This is a genomic window from Arthrobacter sp. UYCu723, assembly GCF_054059215.1.
This window is the reverse complement of the sequence record NZ_JBSSBW010000001.1, coordinates 3,811,662-3,828,767: the sequence shown is the minus strand read 5'-3', so window position 1 is coordinate 3,828,767 and position 17,106 is coordinate 3,811,662. Positions and strand designations below refer to the sequence as shown.

The 17,106-nt window shown below is 66.8% G+C and carries 17 protein-coding genes; 5 read left to right on the top strand and 12 right to left on the bottom strand.

Translation table 11 applies throughout. The features are described from left to right. Positions 1-8: 8 nt before the first annotated feature. The 7 genes from ACVWZ8_RS17910 to ACVWZ8_RS17880 all read right to left on the bottom strand — a co-directional run bounded on the left by ACVWZ8_RS17910 (position 9) and on the right by ACVWZ8_RS17880 (position 6,560). Positions 9-485: an Rv1678 family membrane protein gene (locus ACVWZ8_RS17910; RefSeq protein WP_456505375.1), complete on the bottom strand. Its 477-nt coding sequence runs from the start codon at positions 483-485 to the stop codon at positions 9-11. Next, positions 382-933: a DoxX family protein gene (locus ACVWZ8_RS17905; RefSeq protein ID WP_426978043.1), complete on the bottom strand. Its 552-nt coding sequence runs from the start codon at positions 931-933 to the stop codon at positions 382-384. The genes ACVWZ8_RS17910 and ACVWZ8_RS17905 overlap by 104 nt, the downstream gene beginning before the upstream one ends. A 122-nt stretch (positions 934-1,055) precedes the next feature. After that, positions 1,056-2,609: an LCP family protein gene (locus tag ACVWZ8_RS17900; protein ID WP_456505374.1), complete on the bottom strand. Its 1,554-nt coding sequence runs from the start codon at positions 2,607-2,609 to the stop codon at positions 1,056-1,058. 121 nt (positions 2,610-2,730) lie between these two features. After that, a complete protein-coding gene (gene era / locus ACVWZ8_RS17895) occupies positions 2,731-3,690 on the bottom strand; it encodes a GTPase Era (RefSeq protein WP_426978045.1) in 960 nt (319 codons plus the stop codon). Further along, positions 3,674-5,005: a hemolysin family protein gene (locus tag ACVWZ8_RS17890; RefSeq protein ID WP_456505373.1), complete on the bottom strand. Its 1,332-nt coding sequence runs from the start codon at positions 5,003-5,005 to the stop codon at positions 3,674-3,676. Before ACVWZ8_RS17890 ends, era begins: the two co-directional genes overlap by 17 nt. Further along, positions 5,002-5,475 (bottom strand): rRNA maturation RNase YbeY, encoded by a 474-nt coding sequence (ybeY, locus tag ACVWZ8_RS17885; protein ID WP_426978047.1) that lies wholly within the window; start codon positions 5,473-5,475, stop codon positions 5,002-5,004. The genes ACVWZ8_RS17890 and ybeY overlap by 4 nt, the downstream gene beginning before the upstream one ends. After that, the gene (locus ACVWZ8_RS17880; protein ID WP_456505372.1) at positions 5,472-6,560 is read right to left on the bottom strand and encodes a PhoH family protein; all 1,089 of its coding nucleotides are present in this window, start codon (positions 6,558-6,560) and stop codon (positions 5,472-5,474) included. The genes ybeY and ACVWZ8_RS17880 overlap by 4 nt, the downstream gene beginning before the upstream one ends. Positions 6,561-7,038: 478 nt before the next feature. Between ACVWZ8_RS17880 and ACVWZ8_RS17875 the strand changes: the two genes are divergently transcribed. Beyond that, positions 7,039-7,938, top strand: a complete 900-nt coding sequence (locus ACVWZ8_RS17875) for a GerMN domain-containing protein (RefSeq protein WP_426978050.1) — start codon at positions 7,039-7,041, stop codon at positions 7,936-7,938. 84 nt (positions 7,939-8,022) lie between these two features. Here ACVWZ8_RS17875 and ACVWZ8_RS17870 read toward each other — a convergent pair whose 3' ends face one another. From ACVWZ8_RS17870 to hrcA, 3 genes are all read right to left on the bottom strand, one after another. Then, entirely contained in the window at positions 8,023-8,829 is an 807-nt protein-coding gene (locus tag ACVWZ8_RS17870; RefSeq protein WP_426978051.1) for a 16S rRNA (uracil(1498)-N(3))-methyltransferase, read from the bottom strand. A gap of 2 nt (positions 8,830-8,831) precedes the next feature. Beyond that, positions 8,832-9,959, bottom strand: coding sequence for a molecular chaperone DnaJ (gene dnaJ, locus ACVWZ8_RS17865; RefSeq protein WP_426978052.1), 1,128 nt, complete (start codon positions 9,957-9,959; stop codon positions 8,832-8,834). Positions 9,960-10,043: 84 nt separating this feature from the next. Next, positions 10,044-11,057 carry a heat-inducible transcriptional repressor HrcA gene (hrcA, locus tag ACVWZ8_RS17860; RefSeq protein ID WP_426978053.1) on the bottom strand — a complete coding sequence of 338 codons (1,014 nt, stop codon included), beginning with the start codon at positions 11,055-11,057 and terminating at the stop codon, positions 10,044-10,046. A 225-nt stretch (positions 11,058-11,282) separates the two neighbouring features. Here hrcA and ACVWZ8_RS17855 point away from each other — a divergent pair, with 225 nt between their 5' ends. Continuing rightward, entirely contained in the window at positions 11,283-12,134 is an 852-nt protein-coding gene (locus ACVWZ8_RS17855; RefSeq protein ID WP_426978054.1) for a DUF3097 domain-containing protein, read from the top strand. A gap of 129 nt (positions 12,135-12,263) precedes the next feature. Beyond that, positions 12,264-12,683 (top strand): DUF4870 domain-containing protein, encoded by a 420-nt coding sequence (locus tag ACVWZ8_RS17850; protein WP_426978055.1) that lies wholly within the window; start codon positions 12,264-12,266, stop codon positions 12,681-12,683. A 60-nt stretch (positions 12,684-12,743) separates the two neighbouring features. On the opposite strand, the gene hemW is transcribed toward ACVWZ8_RS17850, so the two are convergent. Together hemW and lepA are read right to left on the bottom strand one after the other, a co-directional pair. Continuing rightward, on the bottom strand, positions 12,744-13,982 hold the full coding sequence (gene hemW, locus ACVWZ8_RS17845) for a radical SAM family heme chaperone HemW (protein ID WP_456505371.1): 1,239 nt from the start codon (positions 13,980-13,982) through the stop codon (positions 12,744-12,746). A gap of 42 nt (positions 13,983-14,024) precedes the next feature. Beyond that, positions 14,025-15,878 (bottom strand): translation elongation factor 4, encoded by a 1,854-nt coding sequence (lepA, locus tag ACVWZ8_RS17840; RefSeq protein ID WP_426978057.1) that lies wholly within the window; start codon positions 15,876-15,878, stop codon positions 14,025-14,027. A 191-nt stretch (positions 15,879-16,069) separates the two neighbouring features. Here lepA and ACVWZ8_RS17835 point away from each other — a divergent pair, with 191 nt between their 5' ends. Beyond that, entirely contained in the window at positions 16,070-16,642 is a 573-nt protein-coding gene (locus ACVWZ8_RS17835; RefSeq protein WP_426978058.1) for a type II toxin-antitoxin system PemK/MazF family toxin, read from the top strand. A gap of 181 nt (positions 16,643-16,823) precedes the next feature. Further along, positions 16,824-17,084, top strand: a complete 261-nt coding sequence (rpsT, locus tag ACVWZ8_RS17830; protein WP_090581023.1) for a 30S ribosomal protein S20 — start codon at positions 16,824-16,826, stop codon at positions 17,082-17,084. The last annotated feature ends 22 nt before the right edge of the window (positions 17,085-17,106 follow it).

Genomic DNA, 17,106 nt, shown 5'->3' with positions numbered 1-17,106 from the left:
GTCCTGTCCTAGGCAGTAGAGGGATGCGCGGCAGATGAAGGGCGCGGCGTCAGCGTCACGGCAAGCAGTCCGATCCCCAGGCCTCCCATAAGTGCCACGGTGGAACCGTCGCCGGCGAGCCAGTTGACGCTCTGGCCAGCCTGCAGCAGCTGAAGCAACGCAGCCGCCACGAATCCTGCCCCGGACGCGACCGCCAGGACGCCCACGCGCAGGATCCCGGCGATCACCGCGGCAACTCCGAGGATAAGGAGCAGGACAAGTCCCGCCCCCGGATGTGGATGAACTCGACCTGAGCCGGTCCACCGCTGGAGAAGGTGAACGCAGAGCTCAGGAGTGCGGCCTCGCCCAGGGCGAGCACGGGTTGATCGAAGTGGCGCCCGGTCATGAGAGCCTCGCGAGGAGTTTTTCGAAGCGTCCGGTGGATTCCACCCAGCGGGGCCGGAGGACTCCGTCGACCCCGTAGGCGCGCCCGGCCGCAGTGGCAAAAATGGCTGTGTGGGCCAGGATCATCAGATAGTACGCCCAGTGCCATTCATTCGGGGCATTGAGGACGGACAGGGTGATCGCCAGCGACTGGACCACTCCGACGACCGCCCAGAAGCGGGTGGCGAGACCGATGAGCAGGAACGCGCCCAGGCCCGCTTCGACAAGAAGGGTCATCCACCCGAACAACGGGAAAGCGGGCAGCACTATCTGTTCAATGAACCATGTGAAAGGGGGAAACACGGGGTAGTCAACGGCGAAGCGGGTGAATAGATAGAGTCCGGTGTTCTCGCGTTCGCCGAAATCCGGCGGTACTTTCCAGGCGACGTTTTGGATCCACAGCAACGCCACCCCTGCCCGGAGCGCGAAGATCCCTCCGCGGGCCAGCCGGCCGTCCACCGTCTCAAATGGGGCAGACAATGCAGCCGTCGCAGAACGATCCCTGCTCATGGAACCCATTAAGGACCCATGGGCGGAGCGGCGCAAGACGAGAGTCCTTACGTTTCCGGAACGGTCCGGGGCACCTGCCGGCGGGATGACTGGCGCAGTCCGGGCCTTCGAGCGGGTGGGGATTAGCGGGTGATCAGCTCCGGATTGGCCTGCTGGCACACGGTGTCCCCGGCCGTCTGGTTGACGATGTCCGGCGGCAGTGCCACCTGGGCGTCCCCGCTCGCCGTGCCGCCGACGAGGTCACTGCCCAGGTAGACCTGGACGCCCGTGACGCCGGCGGCTGGAGCGACCTGGCTGGCCGGAATCCCCAGCAGCGCGGCAACGTCCGCGGCCACATCGGCGAACCCCGCGCCGTAGTAGACGCCGGTGGTGGCGACGGGCTTGGCCGCGAGCTGAGCCAGCTGGGTGAAGCCGCCGGCCGTCAGAGACTGCAGGATCTCCTGGGTCCGGGCCGGAACCCCCGAGCCGTTGGCTACCGCGACGGGCTGCAGAGTCTTGTCGTAGGCGGGTGCCGGCGTTGGGCTGGCGCTGGGATCCGCGGAACCGCCGGGCGTCGCCGTCGGGTCGGTGAGGTCCACGTTCTTGCGCATCGCGGCAAAGAGCTGGGACGCGCCAGGCTCCGCCAGCTGAAGCCGGTTCGGGTCGGCCGCCGCCGGGACGGTCGGCACGGCAACAAACGCGACCTTCCCGACGTCGATGTCCTTCAGGCGGTTGCCCACGGTCAGCAGCGTCGGGATGGAGGCCAGCCCGTCGTCGATCGTGAGGTTCTTGGTGATCGCATCGGCGATGCCCAGCATCCGGGAAGGGTTCGTGAGCGTGCCGTCCGCCTTGATCTTCCGGGTCAGCGAGGACAGGAAGCTCTGCTGCGCCTGAACGCGGCCGAGGTCGCCGCCGTCGCCAAAGGCGTGCCGGGTCCGCACGAAGGCCAGTGCCTGCTCGCCCTGCACCTTGGACGTTCCCTTGGGGAGCCGGAGCTTCGAATCGGGGTCGTACACCGCGTCGCTGATGCAGACATCGACGCCGCCGACGGCGTTGGAGAGTTCTTTGACCGCGTTGAAGTCGGCCATCATGAAGTGGTCAATCTCCAGGCCGGTGATCTTGTTGACCGTGTCCACGGCGCAGCCGATTCCGGCTTCCGACATCGCCGCGTTGATCATGACGTTCTTCTGCGCGGGATACACGGTCTTGGTCTTCTGGTCGGTGCATTTGGGGATGTCGACCAGCAGGTCACGGGGGAAGCTGACGACGTTCACGCGTTTGTTGTCGGCCGAGATGTCCATCAGCATCATGACGTCCGAGTGCCCGTAGCCCGTGGAGTCATCGGCGGTGCCGTACTGTGCGTTCTTGCCGTCGCGTGTGTCCGAGCCAAGGATCAGGATCTGCATCCTGTCGTTGGAATCGTTCACCGCTCCCTCGGTCTTGGAACTCCCCGCGCTCAGCGAGGCCTTCGAGATGTTTCCCTGCAACCGGATGACCCAGTAGGCGCCGAAGGCCAGGACACCGACCAGCAGGACCGAGACGACGGCGGTGCCGATTTTCAGCCAGGCCGGCAGCCGCCGGGGGGCACCGAGATGCCGGGCCGGGCCGACGGCGGGATCGTCCGAGTGCCGGGCAGCACCGGCTGACCGAACCGGCGGTTGGATGCCGTCTGCACGGTCTGGGCGGGGTCGAGCCACTTGTTGAGCCTTCCTTCACGAACGGGAGTCCGCCTATTTTAGTGTCCCTATCTGGGAAAACCCCGATGGCCGATGCCATGGGAGTGGCGGGCCCGGCAGGAGGCCCCCTCGGAAGCGCGGCTCAGAAACCGAGTTTCACCAGCTGCTTGGGATCCCGCTGCCAGTCTTTTGCGACCTTGACGTGCAGGTCGAGGTAGATCCGGGTACCCAGCAACGCCTCGATCCCCTTGCGCGCGGTGGTCCCCACTTCGCGCAGCCGGGCCCCGCCCTTGCCGATGATGATGGCCTTCTGCGACGGCCGTTCGACGTACAGGTTGACGCGGACGTCCAGGAACGGGCTGTCCTCGGGCCGGCCTTCACGGGGCACGATTTCGTCGACGACGACAGCCAGCGAGTGCGGCAGCTCGTCCCGGACGCCTTCGAGCGCGGCTTCGCGGATGAGTTCGGCAACCATGACCGCTTCCGGCTCGTCCGTCAGGTGCCCGTCGGGGTACAGCGGGGGCGACGGCGGCATGTGGCTGATCAGTACGTCGGCCACGGTTCCGACCTGGAAGCCGTCCGTCGCGGAGACCGGAACAATGTCCTTCCAGCCCTCCTCGCCCAGGACCTCACGGCCCAGGGCGGCGACTGCCAGCAGCTGCTCGGTGAGGCCCTGGCGGTCCACCGTGTCTGCCTTCGTCACAATCGCAATGATCGGCTTGTTGCCGACGGCGGCCAGCTGCGCGGCGATGAACTTGTCACCGGGGCCGATCTTCTCGTTGGCCGGAAGGCAGAAGCCGATCGCGTCGACCTCGGCGAGGGTGTCGGCGACGAGCTCGTTGAGGCGCTTGCCGAGCAGTGTGCGCGGCCGGTGCAGGCCCGGGGTGTCCACGAGGATCAGCTGGGCGTCATCCCGGTGGACAATGCCGCGGATGGTGTGGCGCGTCGTCTGAGGCTTGGCCGAGGTGATGGCGACCTTCTTGCCGACGAGGGCGTTCGTGAGCGTGGATTTGCCGGCGTTGGGCCGGCCGACCAGCACCGAGAAACCGGCGCGATAGCCGCCGTAAGCCGCTTCGCCGTCGGATTTATTCTGCTTGCTCACGTGGTACTCCCTGTTGGTTTGGTGCGGCCTTGTCGAGAAGCTCTTCAAGGTCAGTTTCTTCCTTTGGAACGGCGGCCGCAATGATGTGGCTGACCCGGTTCCGCCGGCCCTCGAGCCGGTCCGCGCGGAGGGACAGCCCGTGGACCTGGACGGTGCTGCCGACGATCGGCACCCGGCCGAGCGCCTTCGCGAGCAGCCCGCCCACGGTGTCCACCTCGTCGTCGTCGAGCTCGAGGTCGAACAGTTCGCCGAGGTCATCAATGCTCATGCGCGCGCTGACCCGGAAGCTGCCGTCGCCCAGCTCCACGGCCTCCGCGGCCTCGGTGTCGTACTCGTCCACGATCTCGCCGACGATCTCCTCGATGAGGTCCTCGAGGGTGACCAGACCTGCGGTTCCGCCGTATTCGTCGATCACGATCGCGACGTGCGTTGACTCCTTCTGGAGTTCGCGCAGCAGTTCGCTGACCGGCTTGGAATCCGGAACGTAGCGGACCTCGCGGGCGAGTCCGTCCACGACCGGGGGTTCCTCACCCGGGCCGAGGTTGTGGAGCACCGCGGCGACGTCCTTGAGATACACGATGCCGAGGATCTGGTCCGTGTTCTCGCCGATGACGGGGATCCGGGAATACCCCGACCGCAGGAACAACGACATTGCCCGGTGCAGGGTGGAGCCGGAGTCGATGCAGAGGATGTCGGTCCGCGGGACCATGACCGAGCGGACCAGGGTGTCGCCGAAGTCGAAGACCGACTGGATCAGTTCGGCCTCGTTGTCCTCGATGACGTCGGACTCGGAGGCGCGATCCACGAGTTCACGGAATTCCTCTTCGCTGAAGAAGGCCTCGTTGTCGGCCGGCGCCCCAGGGGCCACCGCGCTGCCCAGCGTGACCAGCCACCCCGGAATGGGGCCGAGCACACCGCAGAGCCAGCGGATCAGCGGGGCCGTGAAGCGGACCAGTGCGGCGGGGTGCACGCGTCCGAGCTGCCGCGGCGACACCCCGACGATCACGAAGCCGATGAGCGCCATGATGCCGGTGGCCGACAGGCCGGACAGCCAGACGTCGCCCAGCAGGCTGTGCAGCAGCACGGTCACGGCGACGGCGGAGGCCATTTCGAACCAGATCCGCCAGAACCTGAGGGCACGCATGTGCGCCACCGGCTGTGCCATTATGCGTCTCAGCGCCGTGCCGCGGCTCTGCAGGATGGCCGCTTCGGCGTCGTGCCGGGGGAGGTAACTGAAGGCAGACTCGGCGGCGGTGAGCAGAGCGGCAAAGCTGAGGAACGCCAGCGCCATGCCGGCAAGGATCAGTGGGGTCACTGAATCGTCTCTGACGGGGCCTCTTTGCCGGTGAAGGCGGAGAGCAGTTCGCGCTGGAGGCCGAACATTTCTTCCTTCTCCTCCGGTTCGGCGTGGTCATAGCCGAGCAGGTGCAGGATGCCGTGCGTAGTGAGCAGCAGCATTTCGTCCTGGGTGGAGTGGCCGGCGTCTTTCGCCTGGATCTCGGCCACCTGCGGGCAAATGGCAATGTCGCCGAGCATGCCCTGCGGCGTCGGCTTGTCCGGGGTGCCCGGGGTGAGTTCGTCCATGGGGACGGACAGCACGTCCGTGGGGCCGGATTCGTCCATCAGCTCGATGTGCAGCTTCTCCATGGCGGGCTCATCCACCAGCAGGATGGACAGCTCCGCCTGCGGGTGGATGAAGAGCCGTTCGAAGATGAATCGGGAGAGCGAGACCAGCTGGGATTCGTCGACGGCCACGCCGGATTCGTTGTTGACTTCGATGCTCATGCGTTCCCTCCCCGCTTTTCCCGGGCGACGGACTGCTTGACCCGGTGTCTCTGGATGTCGTCCCAGATGCTGTACGCATTGACGATGTCGCCCACCAGACGGTGGCGGACGACGTCGGACGCGTCCAGGACCGTGAAGTTGACGTCCTCGATGCCCTGCAGGATCTCTTCGACGATCCGCAGGCCGGAACGGGTCCCGAACGGCAGGTCCACCTGGGTGACGTCACCGGTGACCACCATCTTGGAGCCGAAGCCAAGCCGGGTGAGGAACATCTTCATCTGTTCGGGCGTCGTGTTTTGCGCCTCGTCCAGGATGATGAAGGCGTCGTTGAGGGTGCGCCCGCGCATGTAGGCCAGCGGGGCGACCTCGATGGTGCCGGCGGCCATCAGACGCGGGATGGACTCGGGGTCCATCATGTCGTGCAGGGCGTCGTAGAGCGGGCGCAGGTAAGGGTCGATCTTGTCACTGAGGGTGCCGGGCAGGAAGCCGAGCCGTTCCCCGGCCTCGACGGCCGGACGCGTCAGGATGATGCGGCTGACTTCCTTCTGCTGCAGCGCCTGGACGGCCTTGGCCATGGCCAGGTACGTCTTGCCGGTGCCGGCGGGACCGATCCCGAAGATCACAGTGTTCGCGTCGATGGCGTCCACGTAGTTCTTCTGGTTCAGGGTCTTCGGGCGGATGGTCTTTCCGCGGCTGGAGAGGATGTTGTGCGTGAGGACGTCAACCGGGTTCTGCAGGGACTGGCTCCGGAGCAGCGACACGAGCTGCTGCAGCACGGCGGGGGTGATAACCGTGCCCCGGGCGACGAGGCCGCGCACCTCGTTGAGCAGACGCATGATCCGGGGCACATCAACGGACGACCCGCTGATCGAGAGCTCGTTGCCACGGACGTGGAAGTCCACGGCCGGGAACTGGCTCTCGATGAAACGCAGGGCTTCGTCATGACTGCCGAGGGACTGAACCATCTGGTCGGAGTTGTCGAACAGGACCACCTCCGTCCGCAACCCTGGGAGGGAGTGTGGAAATTCGCCTGCGGAGCGCCCTGCGGCGCTGATCCGGGCTTTGCCGTTCGCTGCTTCAGTCATGGTGTTGGCCCGCGGGCCTCTGGTCCCCTCCAGTTCGGAATTGATCTGTCCCGCTGATCCGGCCCGACGGCGGTGCTCGCCTTCTGGTCCGGTCTCAGCGGGTCCTTCCATCTTACGCCAGCGCGCGCCGCCATCGCGGGCCGCCGTCGGGCCGCCGTCGGGCCGCCATGGCGCCGCAGTCAGGCCGCAGTCAGGCCGCCGTCGGGCCGCGATCGGGCCGCGATTTCCGACATTAGGTATCAACTTTGTATCGGCCTCATATCGTTCCCGTTGCAGTTCCGGCGCCCGGGCCCAAACCCCGGTCCTGCGCGCGGACCATATGCCATGCTGGGAATCGGCCGCCCCGGGAGCAGTGCTTCCGGCGGCATGGCGGACATGGCGAGGACGGGCCCCGGAGGCCATGAAACAGGAAAGGAAAGCAGCTATCAGGCAGCGCGGAACCAGCCAGAGGTCGACAACCGGGCGCATTCGCCCCGGCATGTTGCTGCTGGTGCTGCCCGCGGCGCTTGTCCTTTCCGGCTGCGTAGCCACCCCCCAACCCGGTATCACCAACTCGAATACCCCGTCGCAGCTGCTGTCCAGTCCGGCCTCCCCCGGCGCCCCAGCCACCAGCGCCCCGCTGGAGACAAGCCAGGCTTCCAACAAGGCTCCGGTCTACTGGATCGGCCGCAGCAATGACAACATGTTCCTTTACCGTGAGTTCCGTGACGTTCCGGACCAGGACAACCCCGTGACCCGTGCGCTCCGGGTGATGATGTCCGAGAAGCCGCTCGATCCGGACTTCTTCACCCCCTGGCAGAACCCGAAGAAACTGGCCACCTCCATTTCCGGGAAGAACGTCATCACCGTGGACCTCTCGGACGACGCCTTCAACAGCAACGTGGATGCGGCGATGGCCGAACGCGCCATCCAGCAGCTTGTCTACACCGCGACGGCAGCCGGTGCCAGCGCGGGCCTGATCGATTCCGGGCAGCAGATCCAGGTCGTGGTGCTCGTGGACGGCCACACCGACTATGTCGCCTTCAACCATGTCCGCCTCGGTTCCCCTACGTCCCGCAGCTCCGGCATGGTTGCCCCGGTGTGGATCATCAATCCCCAGGAGGGCACCTCGATGGAGGACGGCGCGGTCAAGGTCAGCGGCCGGAGCACCGTTCCGGGCGGGAAGCTCCGCTGGGAGATCCTGCGGATCGACGGCAGCGTCAAGACGACTTACCTGAACGGGAACACCCCAGCCTCCGCGGACGCCGGCCAGTCCGGACTGTTCAGCCTTTCGGTGAACCTGGGCCCCGGGAACTACGAGGTCAGGGTCTCCCAGCTGCAGGACGGCAACCCGTCCCAGGACCTGAATGTGGACACGCGCGGCTTCACAGTCAAATAAGAACGGTCAAATAAGAAGCAAATAGGAACACAGTCAAATAGGAAACAGCCAAGGAAGTCAGGCAGCCCGCCTGGCAGCCTGCCGCTACCAGCGGCCCAGGATGTCGCTCGCCAGCACGGTCGCGGCGGGGCCGGCGGTGGAGGATCGCAGCACGTGGTGGCCGAGCAGGGCGGTGACGGCGCCGGCGCCGCACAGCCTCGTCACTTCACGGGGGCTGATGCCGCCTTCCGGGCCTACGATCAGCAGCACTTCACGGGCGGCGTCCGGCGCGTCTGGAGCCGGCTGGCTGTCCAGCGTGCCCTGCGTGCCCAGCGTCGCCTGCCAGGACTCCAGCACCTGCCGCAGGGGACGCACGGCGTCCTCGTGCAGGATGATGGCGAGACCTGCTGCGGCGACAGCCGCCTGAAGTCCGGCGCTGTCGACGGCGGAGCGGACCTCCGGAATCCAGGCGCGGCGTGCCTGCTTGGCGGCTGCCGTCACGACGGACTGCCACTTTGCATGCGCCTTCGCCGCCCGCTCCGCCTTCCAGCGCACGATCGAGCGTTCCGCCTGCCAGGGGATGACAGCGTCGATCCCCAGCTCCGTGGCGGTTTCGGCCGCCAGCTCGTCCCGGTCGCCCTTGGCGAGGGCCTGCACCAGGACCAGCCGGATGTCCGGCCGCGCTTCCGCGGTCAGTTCGGCGCACTCCACGGTCAGTTCGCCGGGCGCGACGGCTGTCACTGTTCCCGTGAGCCGCTTCCCGGCGCCGTCGGCGATGTCCACCGGCTCGCCGAGGCTGAGGCGCTTCACCGTGACCGCGTGGCGGGCCTCGGCGCCGTCAAGGACGAAGGTGGAACCGGGGACCTGCTGGTCCAGTGTTCCCGGGGCGGTGAAGAAGACCGGATTGCTCACCGCTACAGGTTACCGAGCCGGTCCCGGAGCTTGGCGAAGACCCCGCCGCTCGCCGCGAGCTTCCCTTCGGTGAACTGTTCCCCGCGCAGCTTCGCGAGCTGACGGAGCAGGTCCTCCTGGGCGGCGTCGAGCTTGCCCGGGGTCTCCACCTGCAGGTGGACCTTGAGGTCCCCGCGGCCGTAGCCGCGCAGATGGGTGACGCCGAGTCCGCGCAGGGTGATGACCTCGCCCGACTGGGTGCCGGCCTTGACGTCGATCTCCTGCTGCCCGTCAAAGGTATCGAGGGTGAGCTCGGTGCCGAGCGCGGCGGCGGTCATCGGGATATTCAGGCTTGCGTGCAGGTCGTCGCCGTCGCGCACGTAGGTGGCGTCGTTGTTGACCCGGATCTCCACGTAGAGATCGCCCGCGGGGCCGCCGGCGGGACCCGCCTCGCCCTGGCCGGAGAGCTGGATGCGGGTGCCGGTGGCGACTCCGGCCGGGACCTTGACGGTCAGGGTCCGGCGGCTGCGGATCCGGCCCTGGCCGGCGCATTCGTTGCAGGGATCCTTGATCACTGTGCCGAAGCCTTCGCAGCTGCCGCAGGGAGCCGTGGTCATGACCTGGCCCAGGATGGACCGGACGGCGCGCTGGACCTGGCCGCTGCCGCCGCAGATGTCACAGCGCTCCGGGCGGGTGCCTGGCCGGCAGCAGGAGCCTTCACAGGTGGGGCAGGTGACGGCCGTGTCGACCTCGAGCTTCTTGTTCACGCCGAACACGGCGTCGCGGAGCTCGATCCGGACGCTGATCAGGGCGTCCTGGCCGCGGCGGACCCGGGACGCGGGACCGGCCTGGCCGCCGGCGCCGAAGAAGGTGTCGAAGATGTCCTGGAACGCGAAGCCCTGGCCGGCGTAGCTGCCGCCGCCGAAGCCGTTGTCGGTGCCGTTCTCATTGCCGGTGGTGTCGTAGACCCGGCGTTTCTGCGGGTCGGAGAGCACCTCGTAGGCGTGCGTGACGGCCTTGAAACGGTCTGACGCGTCATCGCCCGGGTTGACGTCCGGGTGCAGGGTCCGCGCAAGCTTGCGGTAGGCCTTCTTGATCTCTTCTCCCGTTGCTTCGCGGGAGACTCCAAGAACGTCGTAGTGGCTGCTCAAAGTTCGTATCTCTTCCTGGTTGTACTGCCTGTTAGGGGCATGAAGTCTGGTCAACAGCGGCGCGGCGGCCTGCCGCCCGGGCGGTCAGGGCCCGAGGATTCTGGAAAGGTAGCGGGCCACCGCACGGACGGCGGCCATGGTGGTCGGATAGTCCATCCGGGTGGGACCGAGCACACCGACCTTGGCCGTGGCGTCCGGGCCGTAGCCGGTAGCCACCACCGACGCCTCCGCGAGCCCGTCGTACGGGTTCTCCCGGCCGATGCTGACAGTCACTCCGCGCGGGTCCGCCGCCATGTCGCTGAGCAGGCGCAGCATGACCACCTGCTCTTCGAGTGCTTCCAGCACGGGACCGATGCTCAGCGGGAAGTCCACGTTGGACCGGGCGAGGTTGGCTGTCCCGGCCATGACCATGCGCTCTTCGCGGCTGCTTGCGGCGAGGGCTTCGAGCCCCCTGGCCAGTGCCTGCGCGGCGCTGCGCCGCGCAGGCGGGCAGCTGACGACCACGGCCTGCAGCGACTGCGGCAGCAGGTTCAGCGGCGTCCCGGAGAGGCTGCCCAGGAACCGCGACCGCAGTTCCGCGACGGCCTCCTCCGGAAGGTCCTGGACGACGTCGATCACCCGCTGCTCCACCTTGCCGGTGTCCGCGATCAGGACCGCCAGCACCTTCCGGGGCGCCAGCAGGACAAATTCGATATGCCGCACCTTGGCCCGGCTCAGATGCGGATACTGCACGACGGCGACCTGGTTGGTGAGCTGCGACAGGAGCCGCACCGTCCGGTCCAGGACGTCGTCGAGGTCATCGGACCCCTCCAGCAGTGCCTGAATGGCCCGGCGTTCCGCCGGGGAGAGCGGCTTGACGGCGGAGATCTGGTCCACGAACAGGCGGTAGCCCTTGTCCGTGGGAATCCTTCCGGAGCTCGTGTGCGGCGCCGTGATGAGGCCTTCATCTTCCAGTGCGGCCATGTCATTGCGGATGGTGGCGCTGGACACGCCCAGATGGTGCCGTTCCACGAGGGCTTTGGAGCCGACGGGTTCACGCGAATGGACGTAGTCCTCCACGATGGCGCGCAGCACTTCGAGTTTGCGTGGTTCGCTCACGCCCCACCTCCAATCGACTGTCCCGCATCCGGTGCCGCCCCTCCGGCCGCGCCGGGCAGGCGGTCCGCACTGGGCGTGGTTAGCACTCGACATGCCTAAGTGCTAACCAGTCTAATATGAGTCGCCGCGTTGTTAGCATTGGATTCGCTCCAGGCGTCGTTCCCGGGGCTGGTGTTTTCGGGCACAGCCCGCCGTATCATTCCGAGCGCAAAGCAGTGTGAACAGATGTCATACCAGAACTGGGGCCCGCAGGACCTGTCCGCCCCCGCCAAGCCCCAGCTGCCCGAAGTCCCCGTGGAACGCGGAATGGTGCTCGAGGACGTACAGTCCGGCTGGGTGGGGGCCGTCACCCGAGTGGAGAAGTCCGGCGGGATGCATGTGGTGGCCCTGGAGGACCGCCGCGGCAAGTCGAGGTCCTTCCGGCTCGGCTTCGGCTTCCTCCTGGCGGGCCAGCCGATCCGGCTGATGCCGCCGGCCCCGCGGCCCGCCCTTGCACCGGCGGGAGCCAGCCGCACCGCGTCCGGCTCGATCCGGGTCGAGGGCCAGCGCGCGCAGGTGGCCAAGGCCAGCCGGATCTGGGTGGAAGGCAAGCACGACGCCGAGCTGGTGGAGAAGGTCTGGGGTGACGATCTCCGGGTGGAGGGCATCGTCGTCGAGCCGCTGCACGGCATCGATGACCTCTCGGCCGCCGTCGCCGCGTTCCGGCCCGGCCCAGGACGCCGCCTCGGCGTCCTGGTGGACCACCTGGTGCCGGAGTCCAAGGAGTCCAGGATCGCCGACGCCGTGATGGCCTCCCCCGGCGCGGCTGGGAACGTGCTGATTGTCGGGCATCCGTACGTGGACGTGTGGCAGGCCATCCGTCCCTCGGTCCTGGGCATCGAGACGTGGCCGGTCATCCCCCGGGGCGTGGACTGGAAGACCGGCATCCTGATGGCCTTCGGCTGGCCGCACAGCACCAAGGAGGATATCGGCCTGGGCTGGCAGAAGCTCCTCGGCGCCGTCCGCAACTACGCCGATCTGGAAGCTTCACTGCTGGGCCGCGTGGAAGAGGTCATCGATTTCCTCACGGTTCCCTGAGGGCCCGATCCTCGATTCGGCGTCCGAGCAAGTATTCTTGGATCGGCGGCTGCGCACCCTGCGCGGCTCCGGCACTACTGGTAACAACTTCCAGCAACAACGCATCACAGCAATCCGAAGGACTAAACCGTGGCAGAAGACGCACGCGAACACACGGGCAATCAGGCCGGCCATGGCCAGCCCCCGTATCATGGCGTTCCCGCCAATGCGCTGCCCCTGACGGCCAGCGAGGACCGGCAGTGGGCCACGCTGGCGCATTTTGGCGGCATCCTCGGCTGCGTTCCTTCGTTGCTGATCTACCTGATCTTCAAGGACCGCGGCCCGTTCACGGCGCAGGAGTCCAAGGAAGCCCTCAACTTCACGCTGCCCCCGACGATCGCCGCTGTGGTCGCGAACCTGTTGGTCTTTGTGCCGGTGGTGGGAAACCTGTTCGCCGTGCTCGCCACCGTGATCTGGATTGCCGTCACGTGCTTCTCTGTCGCCGCAGGCATCCATGTCAACCGTGGCCAGCCGCACCGCTATGAGTTCAACCTGCGCTGGATCAAGTAGGGGCATCCCAGCCGGCTGGGCGTCAGGCTGTCAGGCCCGGCTGGGCCTCAGCTAGTCTGCTCAGTCCGGCAGGATCCGGCGGACCACGGCGTCGGCGAGCAGCCGTCCTTTGAGCGTCAACACCAGCCGGCCCTTGAAGGCCGCCACCGGATCAACCAGGCCGTCGGCAATCAGCCCCGCCACGGCGTGCCGCCCGGTGTCCCCCAGGCCGCCCAGGCTCGGGATGTCCAGCCCGGTACTCAGCCGGGCTTCCAGGATGATGCGCTCCACGTTCCGGGTCTCGGAGTCGAGGGTTTCCCGCCCGGCAGCAGGCGAGAGCCCTGAACCCAGCCGGTTCGCGTAGGCCGCGGGGTGCTTCACGTTCCACCAGCGGACGCCACCCACATGCGAGTGCGCCCCGGGACCGATCCCCCACCAGTCGTCCCCCCGCCAGTAGGCGAGGTTGTGGCGGCACGCCTGCTCCGGCGTGCGCGCCCAGTTGCTGACCTCGTACCAACCCAGGCCGGCAGCGGAGATGAGCTCGTCCGCGAGCTCGTACTTGGCGGCGTGGTCGTCGTCGTCGATTCCGGGCACCTCGCCACGGCGGATCTGGGCGGCGAGCTTGGTGCCTTCCTCGACGATCAGCGCATAGGCGCTGATGTGGTCGGGTCCGTAGGACAGCGCAGTCTCCAGCGAGTAGCGCCAGTCGTCGAGCGATTCCCCCGGGGTGCCGTAGATCAGGTCAAGGCTCACGGCGAGCCCCGCCTCCCGGGCCCACTGGACCACCTGCGGGACACGGCTGGGCGTGTGGGTGCGGTCCAGAACCTTCAGGACATGCGGGACGGCCGACTGCATGCCGAAGGAAACCCGGGTGAACCCGGCGTCGGCCAGGAGCTGCAGGGATTCGGGCGTGACGGAGTCCGGGTTCGCTTCGGTGGTGACCTCCGCCCCGGGCTGCAGTCCCCACGCCGCGACGGCGGCGGTCAGGATCCGGCCCAGATCCTCGGCGGGGAGCAGCGTCGGTGTTCCGCCGCCAAAAAAGACGGTCCCGAGGGTCCTTGCCGGCAGGCCACTGTTCTGGAGCGCCGCGGCGGCGAATTCGACCTCCGAGATGGCCGTGCTGGCGTAGGCGTCCTGCGAGGCCCCGCCGCCGAGCTCGGTGGCGGTGTAGGTGTTGAAGTCGCAGTAACCGCAGCGGACGGCGCAGAACGGGATGTGCACGTAGAGCCCGAAGGCCCGGCCGGCGGCGCCCTCCAGTGCCTGGGCAGGGAGGAGGCCGTCCGGCGGAGCCGGGTCGCCCAGGGGAAGAACGCTAGGCACGGGCCGGGCCCGCCTGCGTGGGGACAGTCATATCCGGCACCGCTACTTCTTGGCCTTGTCCTTGGACTCGTCCGTGGTCAGGGCGGCGATGAACGCTTCCTGCGGCACTTCCACACGGCCCACCATCTTCATGCGCTTCTTGCCTTCTTTCTGCTTTTCCAGCAGCTTGCGCTTTCGGGTGATGTCACCGCCGTAGCACTTGGCAAGGACGTCCTTGCGGATGGCGCGGATGCTTTCGCGGGCAATGATCCGCGAGCCGATAGCGGCCTGGATGGGCACCTCGAACTGCTGGCGCGGAATGAGTTCGCGCAGCTTGCCCGTCATCATCACACCGTAGGCGTAGGCCTTGTCACGGTGCGTGATGGCGGAGAAGGCATCCACCTGCTCGCCCTGGAGCATGATGTCCACCTTGACCAGATCGGCCACCTGCTCGCCGTCGGCCTTCCAGTCCAGCGACCCGTAGCCACGGGTCCTGGACTTGAGGATGTCGAAGAAATCGAAAACGATTTCGGCCAGCGGCAGGCGGTACCGGATTTCCACCCGGTCCTCGGAGAGATAGTCCATGCCGCCCATCACGCCGCGCCTGCTCTGGCACAGCTCCATGATGGCGCCGACAAACTCGTTCGGCGCAAGGATGGTGGCGGAAACCATCGGCTCGCGGACTTCAGCGATCTTGCCGCTCGGATACTCGCTGGGGTTCGTGACGTGGATGATCTTCTTGTCCTCCAGCGTCACCTCGTATTCCACGTTGGGGGCGGTGGAGATCAGGTCCAGGTTATATTCGCGTTCCAGGCGCTCACGGGTGATTTCCAGGTGCAGCAGGCCGAGGAATCCCACCCGGAAGCCGAATCCCAGCGCGGCAGACGTCTCAGGCTCATACACGAGCGCGGCATCGTTGAGCATCAGCTTCTCCAGCGCATCGCGGAGCGCCGGATAGTCCGTTCCGTCCAACGGATACAGGCCGGAGAAGACCATGGGCTTGGCATCCGCATAGCCGGCAAGGGATTCCGTGGCCGGCTTGGCCAGGTTGGTGACGGTGTCGCCGACCTTGGACAGGCGGACGTCCTTTACACCGGTGATGAGGTAGCCGACTTCGCCGACGCCGAGGCCCTTGGAAGGGGTGGGCTCCGGAGAGCTGACACCGATCTCGAGGAGTTCGTGGGTGGCGCGGGTGGACATCATCTGGATGCGTTCGCGGGGGTGCAGCATGCCGTCGACCACACGCACGTAGGTGACCACGCCGCGGTAGGTGTCATAGACCGAGTCGAAGATCATGGCACGTGCGGGGGCGTTGGGGTCGCCCACCGGGGCGGGCAGGTCGCGGACGATCTTGTCCAGCAGGACCTCGACTCCCGCGCCGGTCTTGCCGGAGACGCGCAGCACGTCCTCCGGATCGCCGCCGATCAGGCTGGCCAGTTCCGCCGCGTACTTCTCCGGCTGGGCGGCAGGGAGGTCGATCTTGTTCAGCACAGGGATGATCGTGAGGTTGTTTTCCATCGCCAGGTAGAGATTGGCGAGGGTCTGGGCCTCGATGCCCTGGGCCGCATCCACGAGCAGCACCGCGCCTTCGCAGGCCGCGAGCGAGCGGGAGACCTCATAGGTGAAGTCCACGTGTCCGGGGGTGTCGATCATGTTCAGTGCGTAACTGGTGCCGTCGAGTTCCCAGGGCATGCGGACAGCCTGGGACTTGATGGTGATGCCGCGTTCGCGCTCAATGTCCATGCGGTCCAGGTACTGGGCCTTCATGTCGCGGGACTGTACGACGCCGGTGTACTGGAGCATCCGGTCGGCCAGTGTGGATTTGCCGTGGTCAATGTGCGCAATGATGCAGAAGTTCCGGATGATGGCCGGATCTGTTGCGGCGGGCACCGGGGCGGTGCGGGCCATGGGAGACACGCAGGGTCCTTACTGTTGGCATTACGGTTGGCTTTACTGCTAGCCGTTCGCGGACCCGTGCGGATGGTGGTGCCATCCCGCGAGGTGCCGCATATCTGAACCTATAGTCTCCCACGTCCGGGGCCGTCGGAGCGCATTCCTGCCGTCGGCGAGCACCCCGCCGCGCCGGGCGCTGCCGGTATGGTTTCCCTATGGCCTTGAACTTTCGCTCGATCGGCAACGCGGTCCGTACCACCCTGCGCCTCCTGGACCGGCTTGGCGGCGCCGCGCCGCGGAGTCCGGGCAGGCCGGCGACGAAGGTGCGGCCGGAACGGCATGGCACCGGTCGCCCGTCTTCCGCCCGCACCGCCGTCGGCCTCTCCGGTACCTACCCCGGTGATTTCCGCGGAACCACGGCGGTCCGCTACGCCCCGTCCCCTAACGGACTTCCCGAGCCCGGCGAGATCGTCTGGACCTGGGTTCCGTATGAAGAGGACTATTCGCAGGGCAAAGACCGCCCGGTGCTGCTGGTGGGCAACACCGGCCGGTATTTGCTGGGACTCATGCTGACCAGCAAGGACCACGACGACGATGCGCGCCGCGCGGACGACTACGTGGACATCGGCACGGGACCGTGGGACCGCCAGTGGCGCCCCAGTGAGGCGAAACTGGACCGCATCCTGCAGATCAATCCCAAGGATGTCCGGCGGGAAGGAGCCATCCTCGACGCCGGGCGGTTCGCGTTGATCGCCACGGCCCTGCGGACCCGGCACGGCTGGTCCTAGGCACTGAGCCATTGGATCGCCACGGCGGCGGCGTCTCTTCTGCTATTATTGACAGCTGTGTGTCCGTGCAGGTCGACGGCCACATATGGTTGGTCGCCATAGGTATCCCCACGCCGCTCAGTCAATGGCCAATCTGAAAGCCCTCTAGACCATTTTCCGCATTGAAAAAGAGAGTTCACACGTGGCTAATATCAAGTCCCAGAAGAAGCGCATCCTCACCAACGAGAAGGCTCGCCTGCGCAACAATGCAGTCAAGTCAGAGCTGAAGACGGCCATCCGCGCCGTCAACACCGCCGTTGAGTCCACCGACAAGGATGCCGCCGCTGCCGCACTGGTTGCTGCCGGCCGCAAGCTGGACAAGGCTGTCAGCAAGGGTGTTCTTCACAAGAACAACGCAGCAAACCGCAAGTCCGCGATCTCCAAGAAGGTCAACGCGCTCTAAGGTTTCCAGTTCAACTGAACTG